This is a genomic window from Treponema putidum (genome assembly GCF_000755145.1).
GTDB classification, from domain to species: domain Bacteria; phylum Spirochaetota; class Spirochaetia; order Treponematales; family Treponemataceae; genus Treponema_B; species Treponema_B putidum.
The window spans coordinates 1,855,754-1,872,567 of the sequence record NZ_CP009228.1; the positions used below are offsets into that span (position 1 = coordinate 1,855,754).

A 16,814-nucleotide genomic window follows, 5' to 3' on the forward strand; every position below is an offset into this window, starting at 1 on the left:
AAATGAATAAATTTTTAAATAAAAATAGCACTTTAAAAAACGCCAAGAGCTTAAGCAGCTTCTTTTTGTTTTTTTTCCTTTTTAGTTTTACCTTAAATGCCTATAAACCCGTTTTGCAATCTTCTTCCGTTCAAAATTGGGAGAACGGTACAATCGAATCCTTAATAAAACTGGATATGAATAAAAGCGGATTTTATCTTCCAAGTGATAGGGATGCGGCTTTTAATACAATAGAAAGATATATGCCTTCACTTTTAAAAGACATTTATCTTTCAGTTATAGTTGATTCTTCCCACCGTCTGGGAAACTATCTTGCTGAAGAAAAAGTAAATCTAAACAGTATAAACAAGATAATTGAAAAGGGAAATTATAAAAATCCTCATTTTTCAAATGATCTATCCGATGCCTTGATACAAACAAGTACTGAAATGCATGAAATTGCAAAGCTGTTTATAAAGCACAATACTCCTTATACACCCTCAATTCCGCCAAGTACGGCAGTGAGCAAGGTCTATACGGGTATTTTAATAGATGCCAGAGGCCTGCTGCCCGTGCACGGAGAATACACAAAGGAAAAACTTCAACCCTGCATTTTTCCGAAAATCTGGGATACCGATATGTCTACCATATATGAAAAGAACATGGTTGATCCTAAAATAGCAAAAAAACTGGGCATAGTTTTATATTCTTCAAGCCTTAATGAAGAGCTGTATAGGGAATATGTCGGCACCGAGCCCTTGCGTATAATAGCAAGAGGTGTTTTCGGCCAAAATAGAACCGATCCGATTATTTCGATGGAAGACAGCAGCCGTATTTTATCAAAGCCTGAAAACTTAAAACTTTTACAGGAGGGGAGAGTCGTTATCGTCTGTGATGAAGATATGCTTCATGTTACAGAGCCCTTTACTCCTCCCGATGAAAACTATTACTTTGCCTATCATGATATTGAACTATTACTTGAAAAGAAAAAAGAAAAAGGAATTGAATTATCCAATCCGAAAAATATCATAAAGATAATTATGTATGATATACGGTTTGTTGCGGATATGCCCGATGTACTTCCTGAAGAGATGGGAAAGATAGATTTAATTGCGGAAGCTCTTTTAAAATTAGGGCCTTATACAAAATTTTTAATTGAAGGTCATACGGCTGACCTCAACAGACCTGAGGAAGAAAAAATTCTTTCGATACAGAGAGCTGAAAGAATTGCAGATGAAATTTCAAAACGGGGAATTGACCGCTCAAGGATAACGACAGCCGGTTACGGCAGTACAAAACCAAAGGCTCCCAGTAATAATGAGGCAAATATGGCAAAAAACCGTCGGGTTGAAATTACGGTAATCCGTGAGTAATCGTTTACATGAGGCTGATTTTAATTATGATACTTTTTTTAGCCTTGTTTGTTTATGCTGTATTAAAATATAATTTAAATAAAATTGGAGAATAAAATGATAAAAAAATTTAGAGTTAAGGCCTGTGTTTTTAATTTGTTTGGCCTTACAATTTTAATGACTGCAATTTCTTTGCTGTTTTCTTGTTCCAGTCTTCCGACTGATGAAACCGTTCCTGCAAATCTTACACCGATTGAACTAAATCAAAGGGCTCAAGCAGAACTTGATAACGGTTATTTAAGAAATGCTCTTGAGTATTATAAAATAATTATAAAACGCTACGGCTCTGATGCCTCTACCAGAACAGCTGCAGAATACGAGATAGCCCATATCTATATAAGTCAAAACAAATGGCTTGAAGCCGATGATATGCTTAAAACTATCATCGACAGGTACGAAATGGCCGGAGGGGCCGGCCTTGCTCCTAAGTATTTGGTTCTTGCAAGGAAGGATTATAAAAAAACTCAAGGGCATATCCAAAAATACAACTTGAGAAAAACAAAGGCACAACCTGAAAAAACAGAATAACAAGTTTAATAGGATTTTATCCTATAACCTTTTTTCTATCCATTCAAAAATATCGGCCTTAACTTCTTCCTTATTGGTTTCGTTTAAGATTTCATGGCGGGCTCCTTCATAGAGCTTTAAGTTAAGGTCTTTGATACCATTGGCCTTATAAATATCATATAGTTTTTTTACGCTCTTACCGAGGTTTGAAACGGGATCCCTCTCGCCTGAAGTAATTAGGATGGGCAGGTCAGTCGGAATCTTAGTCATTTCCTTACTTTTGTGCGTTTGTTTTAGTCCTTTAATCATGTCTTGATAAAAACCTACAGTGCATACAAAACCGCAAAATTCATCATCAATATATTTTTGAACCTCTTTTTCATCTCTTGAAAGCCAGTCAAAATTTGTTTTAGGGGAATCAACGGTTTTATTGTAGGCTCCAAAGCTTAGTTTATCCATAAATTGAGAAGGCTTTTTTCTTCCTGAAAACAGCTTGTTTAAGCCGGCAGCAATGCCTGCGATTTTCAATATAGGGTTTGGGCCTGCACTCCCTACTAAGACAGCCGCCTTCACGGTTTTACCGTAGTTTTCTATATAGTTTTGAGTTATAAAAGACCCGAATGAATGTCCCAATATTATAACCGGAATATCCGGATAAATTTTTTGAATTTCATCATTGATTTCTTTTTGGTCTTCCACCACTCTTTGGAAACCGTTATTATCCGAAAGGTATCCTTTAAGCATTACATTTCCGCAAGTTTTGCCGTGTCCTCGATGGTCTGCTGCAAAAACGGTAAAACCTCTAGTGCAAGCGTCTTCTGCAAAATCTTCATATCTTAAAGCATGTTCTGCCATTCCGTGAACTATATGGATTACAGCTTTTGGCTTTTTTTTAGGCAGCCATTGATGCACTGCAATAGCCGATCCGTCGTTCATTGTTTGATAAATTGTCTGCATAATTAATCCCCTTTTAGATATTATAATTCATAAAAATATAATTTTCAATAAATAAATAGGCAAATTAAAAAAAAGTATAAATCATTTACTTTTTTCATTTTTTATGGTAAAGTGGTAAAACTATAAATCATTTTTGGAGGACTTTATGGATTTTAAACGAAATATAGAAAAATATGTTGAACTTATTTTGAAAGTCGGCCTTAATATACAAAAGGGCGATGGTATCTTTGTACTTGTAAACGAACATTCAATCGGCATGGTTCGGGAGGTTACAAAACAGGCTTATAAGATGGGAGCCAAGGATGTTATCTATGACTTTTCCGATGATCAGATGACCCTTGACCGCTATGCTTACGGTGCTGACAGCATCTTTAAGGAAATGCCCAAATTTAAAATAGACTATATGGAGGCGGCTTATAAAAATAATTACCATCGCCTTGCAATAGTAGCAGATAATCCAGAACTTTTAAAAAACGCTGATGCAAAAAAAGTTTCTGAATGGAATAAGACTAGGGCTATAGCCTCAAAGTCCATAATGAAATACACAATGGAAAACCACGTAAAATGGTGCGTTGCCGCGCACCCGACTCCCGAATGGGCAAAATCTGTATTTCCCGAATTACCTCAAGACCAAGCTCTAACAAAACTTTGGGAAAAAGTATTCGACGCAACAAGGGTAAGCATTCCCGACCCTGTTGCCGCATGGAAAGAACATGATGCCGCCTTAAAAAAACATCAAAACTTTTTAAACGAGATGGCTTTTGAAAAGCTCTTATACAAGGGACCGGGAACCGATTTGGAAGTATATCTTACCCAAGGACACCGCTGGGTCGGCGGCTCCGGCAAGAGCACTAGAGGAGATGTCTTTATGGCCAATATTCCTACTGAAGAAGTATTTTCGATGCCTCATGCCTTTAAGGTAAACGGAACATTAAAAGCCACAAAGCCATTGGCTGCCAGAGGAAGAATTATCGATGATTTTCATTTTACCTTTAAGGACGGAAAAGTTATAGACTTTGATGCTAAGGAAGGAAAAGAGGTGCTTCAATCTCTATTAGATTCCGATGAAGGATCACGCCGTCTTGGTGAAGTTGCCTTGGTAGCAGATGATTCTCCCATCAGCAACACAGGCATTCTTTTTAAAAACACTCTCTTTGATGAAAACGCATCCTGCCATTTTGCCATAGGAAACGCCTATAGCGAAAATATAGAAGGAGGAGAAACCTTTACCGACGAAGAAAAGAAAAAAATAGGGATGAATAATTCTATTATTCATGTTGACTTTATGGTCGGCGGCCCTGAGCTTTCCGTTATAGGTGTTAAAAAGGACGGAACTCAAGTTCAGCTTCTAAAAGACGGAAACTGGGTGATATAAAATAAAGAAATGTATCATAAACGAAAAAATTTATTTTAAGGATTTTTATGAATAAAACAACAATCAAACTAATCGGTATTGTAAAAGCTGCCCTGATAACGGCTCTTTTGGTTATGTGCATCGGCTGCCGATCCTTTTCCGATTCAGATAAGTCAATCAAAGGAAACGGAATAATAGAAACTAAATCATTTTCTGAAAATAATTTTACTACTGTTTGCATCTCAGGCGGTTGGACTGCCGATATACGGTGCAGCGAAGCCTTTTCCATTCAAATTGAAACGGATGAAAATATTTTCTCCTATTTAGATATATCCGTTACCGGCACCACTCTTAACATCGGTTTTAAGTCGGGATACAGCATATCAAAGACGCATTGTAAAGCCTCTATTACAATGCCTGCTTTAATAAAGTTGCAGACGTCCGGTTCAGTTAGAGGCAGCATTTCATCATTCAATATGCCTAAAGATTCAATGTCGATAGATATCTCAGGCAGCGGTGATATTACTGCACTCGATATTACGGTAAATACCTTAAGGTTGGACGTATCCGGCGCAGCCGATTTTTCCGCAACAGGAAAAGCCGAAAATATGATAGCGGATATTTCCGGTTCAGGGGATATAAAAACAACCGGTTTGGAAACCGAAAAAGCCGATATTTCAATTTCAGGTGCCGGTTCTGCAAAAGTTTGGGTTACAAGGAATTTAAAAGCCGATATCAGCGGTTCAGGTTCAGTCCGTTATAAGGGTAATCCTGAAATTAAAGTAAAAAGCTCGGGCAGCGGCAGCATATCTTCTCTTTAAAAATGGAGTGATTAGCCATGAAGGATTTTATATAATATGAAAAAAGAAAACCAAGAACATCTCCCTGTTATGGGAGTAGGGCCTGTGTGTATTGCAATTATGATTGCGCTCACCGCTGCAGGGATTGCGCTTGTCAAATTCAATATGCTTACAAGCGGCAATGTTACCGGTGGTATCATCGCAGTTCTTTTTGTAATTGCCGGAATCTTGTGCATTGCAGTCGGGGGTATCTTGTGGTATGCTGCGGTATTCGGCGCCAAGATCGACATCAAGATAAAGTCGAACCGGCTTGAAACCGGCGGCGTGTATGCCCTCGTGCGTAATCCCATTTATTCCGCCTTTTTGTTTATCTGTATCGGTGCGCTGCTGTTCTGCCGTAATTGGTATGTATTGATTTTGCCGCCTATTTTTTGGCTGTACCTTACCGTGTTTATGAAGCTTACGGAAGAGCGATGGCTTTTAGACCGCTTCGGAGAGGAATATAAAGCTTATAGTAAACGGGTCAACCGATTTATTCCGTGGAAAAAGAATAAGTAATCTTGCCGGCAAGACTATGAACATACAGGATTTTTGGAATGCGGTGTTAAAACAGGATAAGGAGAGTTTGCGTACCTTTTTTGCAGATTCGGCATATATCAACTGGCATTGTACCAATGAGCATTTTACAGCGGAAGAATACATACGGGTAAACTGTGAATATCCGGGGACATGGGACGGTACAATCGAAAGGGTAGAACAAATCGGAGACCTTACCATCACCGCAGTCAACGTATACAGCGCCGATAAAACAAGTTCTTTTCACGTGGTGTCGTTTATAAAAATAAAAGACGGTAAAATCATTGCGATGAATGAATATTGGGGATATGACGGAGAACCTCCTCAATGGAGACTGGAGAAAAATACATAACCGATTGGTAACGGATAATTTGTAATTGGTAATTAAAGTAGCCTACGTACGGTATGCGGTAATTACACATTGCACATTACAAATTATCAATTTATATAAGGGAGGTTTATTTATGAGAAGAGTAGACAGGGCAGTAACGGATAATCGTCAAATACAATCAATTATCGAAAAAGCAAAGGTTGTACATATCGGTATGATCGATAATGACCGGCCGTATGTAGTACCGATGCAGTACGGTTTTATATTTAACGAAGGCAAATTGACTTTATATGTGCACTGCGCAAAAAAAGGGCGGAAGCTGGATATTATAAACAAGAACCCTCATGTTTTTATCGAGCTTGAAACGGAAGCTGTGGTTATTTCCGGAGGGGAAATTCCGTGTGAGTACGGATCGGAATATGCAAGCGTTATGGGAGACGGCACGGCTTTTTTTGTTGAAGATGTAAAAGAAAAGATTTTAGGCTTGCAGCTGCTGATGAAAACACAGACAGGCCGGGATTTTGAAATAACCGAACAGATGACAAAACAGGTTACTGTTTTACGTATCGATGTTCCATGTGTAACGGCAAAAAGCAGAGCTAAGGCTTAGTTGGAGGTGTGATAAACAGTTCGGCACAAATACTGCCTCACTGTTTATCTGCCGAGTTTGCCTTTCAGGCAAACGTCGTGTTATTGTATGCGGTTTGCAAGCAAACCGCTTGAAAAAACTTTTTTCAGGATTTGATTCGCTATCCGCTTTAGCGGATACGATGAAAAATTTCCTTACAGAACAGAGCCGAAAGGCTCTGATAATCCTTGCAAAAAGTTTTTATGGGAGGATAAAATGTGTGAAGAATGTTATGTAAACGAAAATAGAATTACTCCGCTGCTTAATCCCGTAGATTGTTTGGAGCACCATACACAATATATCTGCGGAACATGCGGACGGTGTATTTGTATTGAGCGTGATCCTCAACGAGGTTTGCAAAGATGGAATTTTCCGTTTAAATCATTGGAAATTGCCAAGCTCTATTTACGGACCGCGGATTATACGGAAAAAAAGGCCTGCGGTATCTACGAAATAGAAAGCAGCAAGGGAAAAAAATCATATAAAATTTTCCCTTCCTATGATGATCTGCTTTTATTTTTGAAAAAAAATAAAGATAAAAAATGCAAACAAACAGCGCCTCTTTTTACTGTTGGAGAATATAAAGAATATCCGCATACACAAATACGTATGTTGGCTTCTGCCGAAGTAAGACAATATATGAGTGAACGTTAACTAAATTTTATGAGAGGTAATGACTTTGAATGAGCATATAAAAAATCCTTATACCAAAAACGGAAAAACTTTATTGTTTACTTGCCAAGATAAAAGGTCTTTGGATATTCTGGAAAAAACTGGACTTTTTCTTAATAAAAGAATATACATAGAAGAACACCTTGCAGGCATCTCATCTTTTATGCTTAAATGCTATGACTGGTTCATAAAAGAATCATCTAAGCGCATAAAAAAGCCCGATTATGCCGATTATCATATCTGGTGCTCTGTGAGTGCAAAAAGTTGTATGCGCCCGGAAGAAGGCGAAGTCGCCTATGTTTTGGAAGTCCCCGATGAAGAAATCTTGTACTTCAGCGGGTTTAAATGGGATTACGTGTTAAATCTGCACTATGTTCCTGAAAACGAAGCGGATCTTGCAGCCTACGAAGAAGACATAAAGCAAAAGGGTTTTAAAAATTCCTATGAATTCATTAACGGAAGATATGCACGGATGTTCCCCGATGAAGAAAAACGGGTACGGGACAGCTGGCTCAGAGTTTTTGATATAGAAGATTGGAATATCTTTGATGTGCAGGCAAATATCTGGCACATAAAAAAAGAATGGGTTAAACAGGTCATAAGACCGGGTGAAAGAATCCCCGAACGGTTTATCTTAGATTAAAGATCCATACGAATCTATAGAAAATGATGAATGGGAATCTATAAAAAAAATTTCTGATCAACTATTTGGCATGATCGCATTCATATCAGAGCTATAGAAAGAATGGAAAATCGCTTAATCGGATGACTTGATTTTATTAAAATTATGTTAAATTTAGATACAAAAAGTTATATTTGTGTTATAATAATCTAGAGGAGGTATGTTTATGTCTTATGAACAGTATTCTCAGTTGGAAACACAGGTTTCAGAAATGCCTTATGAACAGAAACTTAAGCTTCTTTATATAATTGTGGATAGTTTAAAAAATACAACAATAAGTAAAAAAGATAATTTAAAGGATAAGAAGCCAAAACGCAGATTTGGGATTTTGAAAGGTAAAATTTGGATGTCTCCTGATTTTGATGATACTCCTCCCGGTTTTGAGGAGTATATGTAATGTACATTTTAGATACTCACACGCTTTTATGGCTTTTTGATGAAGATGAAAATCTTTCTTCTTCTGCTAAAAACATTATTCTAACTGAAGATACATTGTATGTGAGCATTGTAACTTTTTGGGAAATTGCAATAAAACAAAATATTGAAAAGTTAAAATTGGAAAAAATACATAACGATCCTTTTGACCGCTTGATTATTGCACAAGCTCAATGTGAAGATATGACAATTATTACAAAGGATTCTATTATTCCAAAATACAAAGTAAAAATCTTATGGTAATAGTGGGGAAAAATTATGGATTTAAGTTTCAGGTTATCAAAAGATGCCGAGTATATCGCATTAATGAATAAAGATGTGCAAGAGCTTCATTACAAATTGTATCCTGAGTATTTTAAACCTTTTTCATATGATGAAACATTAAATTTTTTTAAAAAGCAATTACAAGAAGAAAATTGGTTTTGCTATATTGTCTCTTGTGACGGAAAAGATGCCGGTTATGCTTTATTTTATATTCGGGATTATCAAGAAAATTCTTTTAGAAAAGCCTATAGAGGAATACATATCGATCAAATCGGCATAGTGCCTGGATACAGACGAAAGGGAATCGGCAAGGCTTTTATAAAAGAAATTGAAAAAATTGCCGTTAAAGAAAAAGCCTCACAAATTGAGCTGAGCCATTGGGAGCTGAACGAAGATGCAAAGTGTTTCTATGAGAGTCTTGGCTTTGATACATATATCAGATTTGTTGTTAAAAAAATATAAAGCCCCCCAATAAATAGCCTTGATTTTATCTGAAAAAAGGCATACAATAGATGTAGAATAATATGGATACATAAGAAGGAGGTAGAAACTTGGTTATTTCAAAAGAAGAAGTAAAGGATTCCGTCATAAGACGCTTAAAAAGAAATTTCAGTAAAAGTCTTGATAAGGCTACCCGCCGAGAGATTTATGATGCCGTAGCCAGTACGGTTATGGAGCTTATCCAATCTAACTGGATTAAGACTATGAATGCTCAAGAGAAAACCGGAGTCAGAAGGATGTATTATCTTTCGGCCGAATTTTTGATGGGACGAGCCTTAATAAATAATATAAACAATATGGGTATTCGAAAAACCATTGAAGAAATTGCAGATGAAATATCCGAGCCTCTTTCTATTATCGAAGATGAAGAGCCCGATGCCGGTTTGGGTAACGGAGGCTTGGGAAGACTCGCCGCATGTTTTTTGGATTCCCTTGCAACTATGGACTATCCCGGGCACGGATACGGCATCCGTTATAAGTATGGAATGTTTGAACAAAGAATCGAAAACGGTTATCAGGTCGAATATCCCGACCGCTGGCTTTTTGCCCGCGACCCTTGGGAGGTACGCCGCTCCGATTTGAGCGTTAAGGTATATTTTGGAGGAATTCCTTCTTCCCGAACCTCAGAGAGCGGAAAACTATATTATGATCTAAACGGGGCAGAAGAAATTATAGCTACCCCCTATGATATGCCGATTGTGGGTTACGGTACGGATACGGTAAACACCCTCCGCCTTTGGGAAGCTTCCTCAGATGACGGCTTTGATCTTCCGCTTTTTAACAGTATGGAATATAACAGGGCATTCCAAAAACAGATAGATGCCGAAAGCATTTCCTGTATTCTATATCCGAATGATTCCGGCCCGCCCGGAATGAATTTACGCTTAAAACAGCAATACTTTTTTACTTCAGCAAGTTTACAGGATATTATACGCTCATTTATACATAGAGAGGGTACGGATTTTACCAAGCTGCCAGATTATGTTGTAATCCAGCTAAACGATACCCACCCTGTTGTAGGAATCCCTGAACTTATGCGTATTTTGATGGACGATTATCATCTTGAATGGGATGCGGCTTGGGATATTACAAAAAAAGTTTTTGCATATACAAACCACACGATTTTAGCTGAGGCCTTGGAGAAATGGCCCATAGATGTTTTCCAAAAACTTTTGCCCAGAGTTTATCAAATAGTTGAAGAGATAAACAGGCGTTTTTTGGCACAACTTTACGAAAAGTATCCGGGAGATTGGAAAAAGCATAATAATATGGCGATCATGGCTGACGGAAAGATTCATATGGCACGCCTTGCTATAGCCGGATCTTTTTCGGTAAACGGAGTTGCCGCTCTTCATACCGAAATCCTAAAGCATAAAGAACTTGCCGATTTTTATGACCTATATCCTCATAAGTTTAACAATAAGACCAACGGAGTAACTCAGAGACGCTGGCTCTTAACGGCCAATCCTCTTCTTTCCGCTTTTATAACAAAATACATAGGTGACGGCTGGATAACCAACTTGGAAGAATTAAAAAAACTTGAAGCCTTTATAGACAATGAAGACTTCTTGGAAGGCTTTATCGAAGTTAAGCATAAAAACAAGATAAGACTTGCCGAGTATCTTGAAGAAAATCAGGGAATATTTATCAACCCCGATTCTATCTACGATGTTCAGATAAAACGCCTTCACGAATATAAAAGGCAGTTATTAAATATTTTCCACATAATGACCCTTTATAACAGAATTATAAATGATCCTTCCTATGATCCGATTCCGATGACATTTATTTTCGGAGCAAAGGCTGCAGCAGCCTATAGACGTGCAAAGGAGATAATAAAGCTCATAAATACGGTTGCCGACAGAATAAATAACGATCACAGGGTTGCCGGTAAATTAAGAGTTGTTTTTGTCGAAAACTACCGTGTTTCTGCTGCAGAAAAAATATTTCCTGCCGCCGATATTTCGGAACAAATTTCTACTGCCGGAAAAGAAGCCTCCGGTACGGGTAATATGAAATTTATGATTAACGGAGCCGTAACAATCGGTACTTTTGACGGAGCGAATATCGAGATTATTGAAGAAGCCGGAGCGGAGAATGAATTTATCTTCGGACTTAAGGCTGAAGAGATTTTAAAGATGGATAAGGAAAACACCTATAATCCGAGGGAATATCTTTCAGCAAATCCTGAACTGGAAAAAGCTGTAAACCAGCTTATTGACGGGACATACACCCTGCCGGGAGAGCAAACCTTTAGAGGACTTTACGATTCTTTGATTTACGGTGTTGAAGGACAGCGGCCTGATACTTATTATATTCTTGCCGATTTTAAGAGCTATCAAAAAGCTCATGAACGAATTATAAGCGAGTATTATCACCGCCATGATTGGGCAAAAAAATGTATTTTAAATATAGCCCGATCCGGAAAATTCAGTTCGGATAGGACTATTCAAAATTATGTTGATGAAATTTGGAAACTGGAAAGAATTAAAGTATAAAATGGTCTTAATACAATAAGCCTTCGATAAACTTAATCAAAATATAACTGTAACCAAATGCGATGCCTATAAAAGAAATTATTATCGGTAAGGTCTTTATTATCAAAGATAGGAATGAAGTTTTATAGTGCTCGGTTATTATTGCCAGACAAATATGAGTAGGAGACACTTGTGAAGCAATATAACTTATACTCATAAAAAGGACTAATTCTCCCAGTCCTGCATTAGGTATTGTCGAAAAAGCAATAGGAACTATCATAGCTATCATGGCTTGAGCTCCTGCGACTATTGTTCCCAAAAAAATTATTATCGAAAACACGGCAGTAACCGGAATTGGCAGTTTTCCAAAAAAGTTAGGCAAAGTTTCAATAACATGAGTATACTCCAATACTGTTTTAAAAATCATAACCAGTAGAAAAGTTAAAAGCATTTTTGCTTCAAAAGCTTTAACTGCAAAAATTTTTAAATCGGAAAATTTAAATTTATAAATAAAAATCATTATTATAATTGCCGGTAAAACTGCAAAAACAACCTGAATCTTCAATACAAGAATTAACAAGGTTGTAAGTGCTATAGGCCATAGAGCTTTAAAAAATGAGTAAACGGCATCTTTTTTATCCTGATTTTTGTCTTTATCCGTATTTTTAGGTATCTTTCTTACGTAAAATATAAAACCCAGTAAAAAAAGAACAAAAACCATTGGAAGCATGCTTATAACAAAGGCTGTCATATCCACACCGGTAAGTTTTAGAGCTAAAAGTATTGAAGCATAAGTGGGCATAAATAGCTCTGATATGTGCCTATAATAACTCGCTACAAAGGTTCTTTCATTAACATTAAGATTATCCTCCGAGGCGGCATCTACTATAGGAGCCGCAATAAGTACCGCTCCCGGTGAAGGAAGCAATCCTACTATAAAGGGGGCAACCATTGCATTTATGCGTTTAGAATGAAACATTTGTTCAAGAGATTTTTCAGCAAGCATTAGAAGATTCTTGTTTTCCATCATACGTTGTAAATAAGTAACGACATAAAAAGCAAGTAAAAGATATATTGTTTGAGAATTTAAAGAGGCATCTTTGACTATCCATATAAAATCAGGCAAAGGGATCTTATACAAGATAACTGAAAAAACGACCCCTAAAATTATGGCCTGATAAAGGGGCCGCTTCAAGGCCAGCCCCAATATAATAGCCAAAAATATTATCCCCAAATAGACTAATTGCATATAATATTTTAAAATCTTTTTTTCTTTAATGCGTCACCTAGCATATCCAAGTGCCGCTGTAAAATTTTAGTGGGACAGCCGACATTGATTCTTTCAAAGCCGTCTCCTTCAGAACCGAAAACATAACCTTCATCTGTAAAAAATTGGGCTTCATTGTGCATAAAGTTTTCCAAAGTTTTATTATCCATTCCGAGTGCCTTAAAATCAACCCATTGAAGATAAGTACCTTCAATATATCGGCTTTTAAGCATGGGGAAATTGGCATCAAAATAGTCTTTAACCAGCTTTTGATTCTTGTCAAGAACTTGAAGAAGCTCTCCAAGCCACTTATCACACTGAGTATAAGCTATCTCGCAGGCTTTAAAGCCTAGAGCATTTACGCTTGAAGATCTCATCTTCTGAAGCATGTCAGAATATTTTGTTCTAATGTTTTCATTTTCAACAATTATATTTGATGTAGCAAGCCCTGCCACATTGAAAGTCTTTGAAGGTGCTGTCGCAGTTATAGTGTTTGCCGCTATTTCTTTTGAAATGCTTGCCATAAGAGTGTGTTTATAACCGGGCATTACAAGATCATTCCAAATCTCATCGGAAAAAACTATAACGTTATTTGCCAAGGCTATTTCGGCAAGTTTTTTTAATTCCTCTTTTTTCCATACACGGCCGACAGGATTATGAGGCGAACAGAAAATCAAAAGTTTATTTTTAGGCTGTTTTGCTAAGCGTTCAAATTCGTCATAATCTATTGTATAATAATAATCTTTATCACATAAGAGAGGGCAGTTCACAAGTTCCCTGTCATTCATCTCAACAGCCATAGAAAAAGGATAATATACCGGTCTCATGACAATTACTCCGTCCCCTTTTTCGGTAAAGGCATTTACTGCGGCAAAAAAAGCATTTACAATACCGGGAGTCTGAATAATCATTTCAGGATTTACAGTATAACCATGCTTACGTTTAAGCCAACCGATTACGGCATTATCATAATCCTCGTACCGCATAGAATAACCTAAAATCAGTCTATCAAGATAGCTTTTTAGACCTTCAGTTATTTCCGGCGGGTTTTTAAATTCCATATCAGCTACAGAGAGCGGAATAATGCCGTCCGAAACGTCCGGCTTCCACTTGTACATAAGTTCCCACTTAGCTGCTCCTATTTTTTTTCGTGGTAGGGTGTTTTCAAAATCATACATAATTTGTCTCCTGATAGTTAAGGGTCTAATCAATAGTATACACTAAAAATATAAACTTTACAAGCAAAATTTAAAAAAATGTCAAAATTTTATGTTAAAAATTTAAAAAAATCGAAAATATTTCGACAAATTTTTAAATTTTTTTCTTGACAAATATCGAATATGGATGTTATACTGATATAAATAGTTAATAATCTTAACTATTTATATCTTTATGTATCACTGCGCTTTGCAAAATTGCCGTATATGTTTTTAACAGCCCAAAAACTTGCAGAGCCGGTGTAGGAGGTCTTATGAATACAATTACTATTGTAAACGGAACTGTGTGGATTTTTGCCATTATACTGACATCTTTCGTCGTCATCCAAGCAGCTGTATTTCTAAAAAAAGCTTTAAGTTTTAACAAGAAACATAAACTGCTCACGGAAGAAGAGGTAACGATTTCAGTAAGAACCGGAATTTTTTCAATTATTGGGCCCGCTTTTTCCGTAATGGTAGCGGCATTAACAATTATGGCTATGTTGGGTTCCGGAGCAGCATTTATGCGCATTGGAGTTATCGGGTCTGCAAATTACGAGTTAATGTTAGCCGGAATTGCAGCAGATGCTTTGGGTGTAGAGCTTGCAAATGCTAACATAACAACAGGTGTTTTCATTTTAGTTCTTTATGCAATGATTCTAGGAAGCGCTCCTTACTTTATCAACTGCTTTTTTAGTTTAAAACCAATGGAACGTTCTTTGATAAAAAATAAAAATATTGAAGGCAGTTTTGCAAAAATAGTTGGTTTTATCGCATCTATAGCTCTTATAGGCTATTTTGCAATCGACAATTTCCGCAAGGGAAAGGTTGAAGCTATAGTAATGTTTATTTCAGGCGGTATAACTCTATTATTGTCGATGTACGCAGAAAAATCCAAGAAAAAATGGATCTACGAATGGATGCTGGCCATTGCTTTGGTTGTAGGGCTCGGCAGTTCGATTATTTTAACTGAATTTATTTTTAAATAGGAGATTTTTATGGAAACTACTAATAACTTAGTTACTGATTACGAAAACAAATTTATTCCCGGTATTCATAAATGGGGAAGACTTTCAATGCTCATAGCACTCATACTTTCATTTCTGCCTATAGGATACATGTATTTTGTAAAGGGATGGAGTGAAAGCGCTTCCGCCTTTGCAAGCGTAACTATTGCTATAGCATCATTCGGCATAGGCATGTGGCTGACCGAACCGATGAGTTATTTTCCTATACTCGGCAGTGCAGGAACTTATATGGGGTATTTTGCAGGAAATGTCTCAAACATGAGAGTACCTGTAGCTCTTTCAATTCAAAATGCTCTTAAATCAGATGTAACTGAACCGCGTGGAAATATTGCAACTATTATTGCTGTTGCAACTTCAGTATTTGTAAATTTGTGTATTCTACTGATTGTAATTATTGTAGGTCAAAAACTACTTACAGTTTTCCCGCCGGTAGTAATTAAATCTTTTAAATATGTTTTGCCGTCTCTATTTGGATCACTTATTGTAATGCGCTTTAAAGGAGAACCGAAAAAAGCCATCAAATATTTTATCCCGACTGCTATTATATACTATCTGATAGGATTCATACCGGGCATAGGCACTTTTAAATTGGCAATAGTTATCGGCGGTACTATTATATATGGTTATATTTTTCACAAAATTGAAAAAAACAAAAAGGCGGAGTAAATGAATTATATCGATCTGCATTGCGACACTTTAATGTTGACATGGAAAGAAGAACCTGGAGAAACGGTTGTATCCAATAAATCTTTTTCCGTAGATTTTGAGAGGTTAAAAAAATCAGGGGCATATGCTCAGTTTTTTGCTATTTTTATGTTAACCGAATCTATATTCAAATTTATAAAAAGACCTGTAATTTCGGATGATGAATACATCGAAAGCTTACTCGATCAAATAAAAAGAAATATAGAGAAAGTTGATTATGTAAAAATATGCAAATCCTATGACGAGTTTTTAAAAAATAAAAGCCAAAATATCATATCTGCTTTTTTAACTCTCGAAGACGGAAGAGCTGTCAATGGCGATCTAAAACGGCTTGATCACTTTTATGAAAAGGGCATTAGGTTAATAACTTTAACATGGAATAATGAAAACTGTATAGGTTTTCCCAATTCAAAAGACCCTGCGATTATGAATAGGGGATTAAAGCCGTTTGGAATTGAGCTTATTGAACGTATGAATAAATTGGGTATAATCATTGATGTAAGCCATCTTTCTGATGGAGGCTTTTATGATGTAGCAAAATACTCAAAAAAACCGTTTACAGCATCGCATTCGAATTCCCGCATATTAAGTCCTCATACAAGAAATATGACTGATGATATGATAAAGGTATTGGCGGACAAGGGCGGAGTGATGGGACTTAATTTAGGGCCGGAATTTTTAAATGAAGATATAACAAGTAAAGACAGCACCGTTGCCTTAATGGTTAAACATCTAAACCACCAAAAAAATATAGGAGGAATAGAAGTTCTAGCACTCGGTTCGGATTTCGATGGAGTTTTCGGTAACTTGGAAGTTAACAGCTGTGATAAGTATTATCTTCTTTTTGATGCGCTTAAAAAAGACGGATGGACGGAACATGAAATAGAAATGTTAGCGTATAAAAATGCCGAAAGATTTCTAAAAGATGTCCTTAAATAGAACATTGAATAATAAGGAACCTCTAAAAGCTTCAGTTTTTAGAGGTTCCCCCTCGATTTAATTATTAAAGTTAAAAGTGATACACAAAGTGTGACACAAAGTGT

At 36.7% G+C, this 16,814-nt stretch carries 19 protein-coding genes; 16 read left to right on the plus strand and 3 right to left on the minus strand.

What is annotated here, in order from left to right; translation table 11 throughout:
- The first annotated feature begins 2 nt into the window (after positions 1-2).
- Together JO40_RS08395 and JO40_RS08400 are read left to right on the plus strand one after the other, a co-directional pair.
- Positions 3-1,352 (plus strand): OmpA family protein, encoded by a 1,350-nt coding sequence (locus JO40_RS08395; protein WP_044978946.1) that lies wholly within the window; start codon positions 3-5, stop codon positions 1,350-1,352.
- 96 nt (positions 1,353-1,448) lie between these two features.
- On the plus strand, positions 1,449-1,919 hold the full coding sequence (locus JO40_RS08400; RefSeq protein ID WP_044978947.1) for an outer membrane protein assembly factor BamD: 471 nt from the start codon (positions 1,449-1,451) through the stop codon (positions 1,917-1,919).
- 21 nt (positions 1,920-1,940) lie between these two features.
- Here the strand turns inward: JO40_RS08400 and JO40_RS08405 are convergent, their stop codons facing one another.
- Positions 1,941-2,855, minus strand: coding sequence for an alpha/beta hydrolase (locus JO40_RS08405; protein ID WP_044978948.1), 915 nt, complete (start codon positions 2,853-2,855; stop codon positions 1,941-1,943).
- Positions 2,856-3,000: 145 nt separating this feature from the next.
- Here JO40_RS08405 and JO40_RS08410 point away from each other — a divergent pair, with 145 nt between their 5' ends.
- The 11 genes from JO40_RS08410 to JO40_RS08465 all read left to right on the plus strand — a co-directional run bounded on the left by JO40_RS08410 (position 3,001) and on the right by JO40_RS08465 (position 11,596).
- Entirely contained in the window at positions 3,001-4,230 is a 1,230-nt protein-coding gene (locus JO40_RS08410; RefSeq protein WP_044978949.1) for an aminopeptidase, read from the plus strand.
- 47 nt (positions 4,231-4,277) lie between these two features.
- Positions 4,278-5,030: a head GIN domain-containing protein gene (locus JO40_RS08415; RefSeq protein WP_044978950.1), complete on the plus strand. Its 753-nt coding sequence runs from the start codon at positions 4,278-4,280 to the stop codon at positions 5,028-5,030.
- Positions 5,031-5,066: 36 nt separating this feature from the next.
- Positions 5,067-5,567, plus strand: coding sequence for a methyltransferase family protein (locus JO40_RS08420; RefSeq protein WP_044978951.1), 501 nt, complete (start codon positions 5,067-5,069; stop codon positions 5,565-5,567).
- 16 nt (positions 5,568-5,583) lie between these two features.
- Positions 5,584-5,937: a nuclear transport factor 2 family protein gene (locus JO40_RS08425; RefSeq protein WP_044978952.1), complete on the plus strand. Its 354-nt coding sequence runs from the start codon at positions 5,584-5,586 to the stop codon at positions 5,935-5,937.
- 112 nt (positions 5,938-6,049) lie between these two features.
- Complete coding sequence (locus tag JO40_RS08430; RefSeq protein WP_044978953.1) at positions 6,050-6,526, plus strand: pyridoxamine 5'-phosphate oxidase family protein; 477 nt, start codon at positions 6,050-6,052, stop codon at positions 6,524-6,526.
- A gap of 234 nt (positions 6,527-6,760) precedes the next feature.
- Complete coding sequence (locus tag JO40_RS08440; protein WP_044978954.1) at positions 6,761-7,198, plus strand: hypothetical protein; 438 nt, start codon at positions 6,761-6,763, stop codon at positions 7,196-7,198.
- Between the two features lie 19 nt (positions 7,199-7,217).
- Positions 7,218-7,859 carry a DUF3841 domain-containing protein gene (locus tag JO40_RS08445; protein ID WP_044978955.1) on the plus strand — a complete coding sequence of 214 codons (642 nt, stop codon included), beginning with the start codon at positions 7,218-7,220 and terminating at the stop codon, positions 7,857-7,859.
- A 205-nt stretch (positions 7,860-8,064) separates the two neighbouring features.
- On the plus strand, positions 8,065-8,295 hold the full coding sequence (locus JO40_RS08450; RefSeq protein ID WP_044978956.1) for a DUF2281 domain-containing protein: 231 nt from the start codon (positions 8,065-8,067) through the stop codon (positions 8,293-8,295).
- Positions 8,295-8,576, plus strand: a complete 282-nt coding sequence (locus JO40_RS08455; protein ID WP_044978957.1) for a type II toxin-antitoxin system VapC family toxin — start codon at positions 8,295-8,297, stop codon at positions 8,574-8,576. The genes JO40_RS08450 and JO40_RS08455 overlap by 1 nt, the downstream gene beginning before the upstream one ends.
- Positions 8,577-8,591: 15 nt before the next feature.
- Positions 8,592-9,059 (plus strand): GNAT family N-acetyltransferase, encoded by a 468-nt coding sequence (locus JO40_RS08460; protein WP_044978958.1) that lies wholly within the window; start codon positions 8,592-8,594, stop codon positions 9,057-9,059.
- Between the two features lie 89 nt (positions 9,060-9,148).
- Positions 9,149-11,596, plus strand: coding sequence for a glycogen/starch/alpha-glucan phosphorylase (locus JO40_RS08465; RefSeq protein ID WP_044978959.1), 2,448 nt, complete (start codon positions 9,149-9,151; stop codon positions 11,594-11,596).
- 7 nt (positions 11,597-11,603) lie between these two features.
- On the opposite strand, the gene JO40_RS08470 is transcribed toward JO40_RS08465, so the two are convergent.
- Both JO40_RS08470 and JO40_RS08475 read right to left on the minus strand, forming a co-directional pair.
- Positions 11,604-12,794, minus strand: coding sequence for a DUF401 family protein (locus JO40_RS08470; protein WP_245608812.1), 1,191 nt, complete (start codon positions 12,792-12,794; stop codon positions 11,604-11,606).
- Between the two features lie 38 nt (positions 12,795-12,832).
- Positions 12,833-14,020 carry a MalY/PatB family protein gene (locus JO40_RS08475; protein WP_084224530.1) on the minus strand — a complete coding sequence of 396 codons (1,188 nt, stop codon included), beginning with the start codon at positions 14,018-14,020 and terminating at the stop codon, positions 12,833-12,835.
- A gap of 293 nt (positions 14,021-14,313) precedes the next feature.
- Between JO40_RS08475 and JO40_RS08480 the strand changes: the two genes are divergently transcribed.
- From JO40_RS08480 to JO40_RS08490, 3 genes are read left to right on the plus strand one after another with little or no spacing between them, the layout of a single operon-like run.
- Entirely contained in the window at positions 14,314-15,027 is a 714-nt protein-coding gene (locus JO40_RS08480; RefSeq protein WP_044978961.1) for a DUF5058 family protein, read from the plus strand.
- Between the two features lie 9 nt (positions 15,028-15,036).
- The gene (locus JO40_RS08485; RefSeq protein WP_044978962.1) at positions 15,037-15,732 is read left to right on the plus strand and encodes a hypothetical protein; all 696 of its coding nucleotides are present in this window, start codon (positions 15,037-15,039) and stop codon (positions 15,730-15,732) included.
- A complete protein-coding gene (locus JO40_RS08490) occupies positions 15,733-16,710 on the plus strand; it encodes a dipeptidase (RefSeq protein ID WP_044978963.1) in 978 nt (325 codons plus the stop codon).
- The last annotated feature ends 104 nt before the right edge of the window (positions 16,711-16,814 follow it).

What these genes read in the sequence shown, in the direction of transcription:
- JO40_RS08475 (WP_084224530.1), bottom strand. Translation starts at nt 14,020, where the DNA reads ATGTATGATTTTGAAAACACCCTACCACGAAAAAAAATAGGAGCAGCT.
- JO40_RS08460 (WP_044978958.1), top strand. Translation starts at nt 8,592, where the DNA reads ATGGATTTAAGTTTCAGGTTATCAAAAGATGCCGAGTATATCGCATTA.
- JO40_RS08410 (WP_044978949.1), top strand. Translation starts at nt 3,001, where the DNA reads ATGGATTTTAAACGAAATATAGAAAAATATGTTGAACTTATTTTGAAA.
- JO40_RS08455 (WP_044978957.1), top strand. Translation starts at nt 8,295, where the DNA reads ATGTACATTTTAGATACTCACACGCTTTTATGGCTTTTTGATGAAGAT.
- JO40_RS08445 (WP_044978955.1), top strand. Translation starts at nt 7,218, where the DNA reads ATGACTTTGAATGAGCATATAAAAAATCCTTATACCAAAAACGGAAAA.
- JO40_RS08430 (WP_044978953.1), top strand. Translation starts at nt 6,050, where the DNA reads ATGAGAAGAGTAGACAGGGCAGTAACGGATAATCGTCAAATACAATCA.
- JO40_RS08420 (WP_044978951.1), top strand. Translation starts at nt 5,067, where the DNA reads ATGAAAAAAGAAAACCAAGAACATCTCCCTGTTATGGGAGTAGGGCCT.
- JO40_RS08450 (WP_044978956.1), top strand. Translation starts at nt 8,065, where the DNA reads ATGTCTTATGAACAGTATTCTCAGTTGGAAACACAGGTTTCAGAAATG.
- JO40_RS08480 (WP_044978961.1), top strand. Translation starts at nt 14,314, where the DNA reads ATGAATACAATTACTATTGTAAACGGAACTGTGTGGATTTTTGCCATT.
- JO40_RS08400 (WP_044978947.1), top strand. Translation starts at nt 1,449, where the DNA reads ATGATAAAAAAATTTAGAGTTAAGGCCTGTGTTTTTAATTTGTTTGGC.
- JO40_RS08405 (WP_044978948.1), bottom strand. Translation starts at nt 2,855, where the DNA reads ATGCAGACAATTTATCAAACAATGAACGACGGATCGGCTATTGCAGTG.
- JO40_RS08395 (WP_044978946.1), top strand. Translation starts at nt 3, where the DNA reads ATGAATAAATTTTTAAATAAAAATAGCACTTTAAAAAACGCCAAGAGC.
- JO40_RS08440 (WP_044978954.1), top strand. Translation starts at nt 6,761, where the DNA reads ATGTGTGAAGAATGTTATGTAAACGAAAATAGAATTACTCCGCTGCTT.
- JO40_RS08485 (WP_044978962.1), top strand. Translation starts at nt 15,037, where the DNA reads ATGGAAACTACTAATAACTTAGTTACTGATTACGAAAACAAATTTATT.
- JO40_RS08490 (WP_044978963.1), top strand. Translation starts at nt 15,733, where the DNA reads ATGAATTATATCGATCTGCATTGCGACACTTTAATGTTGACATGGAAA.
- JO40_RS08415 (WP_044978950.1), top strand. Translation starts at nt 4,278, where the DNA reads ATGAATAAAACAACAATCAAACTAATCGGTATTGTAAAAGCTGCCCTG.
- JO40_RS08425 (WP_044978952.1), top strand. Translation starts at nt 5,584, where the DNA reads ATGAACATACAGGATTTTTGGAATGCGGTGTTAAAACAGGATAAGGAG.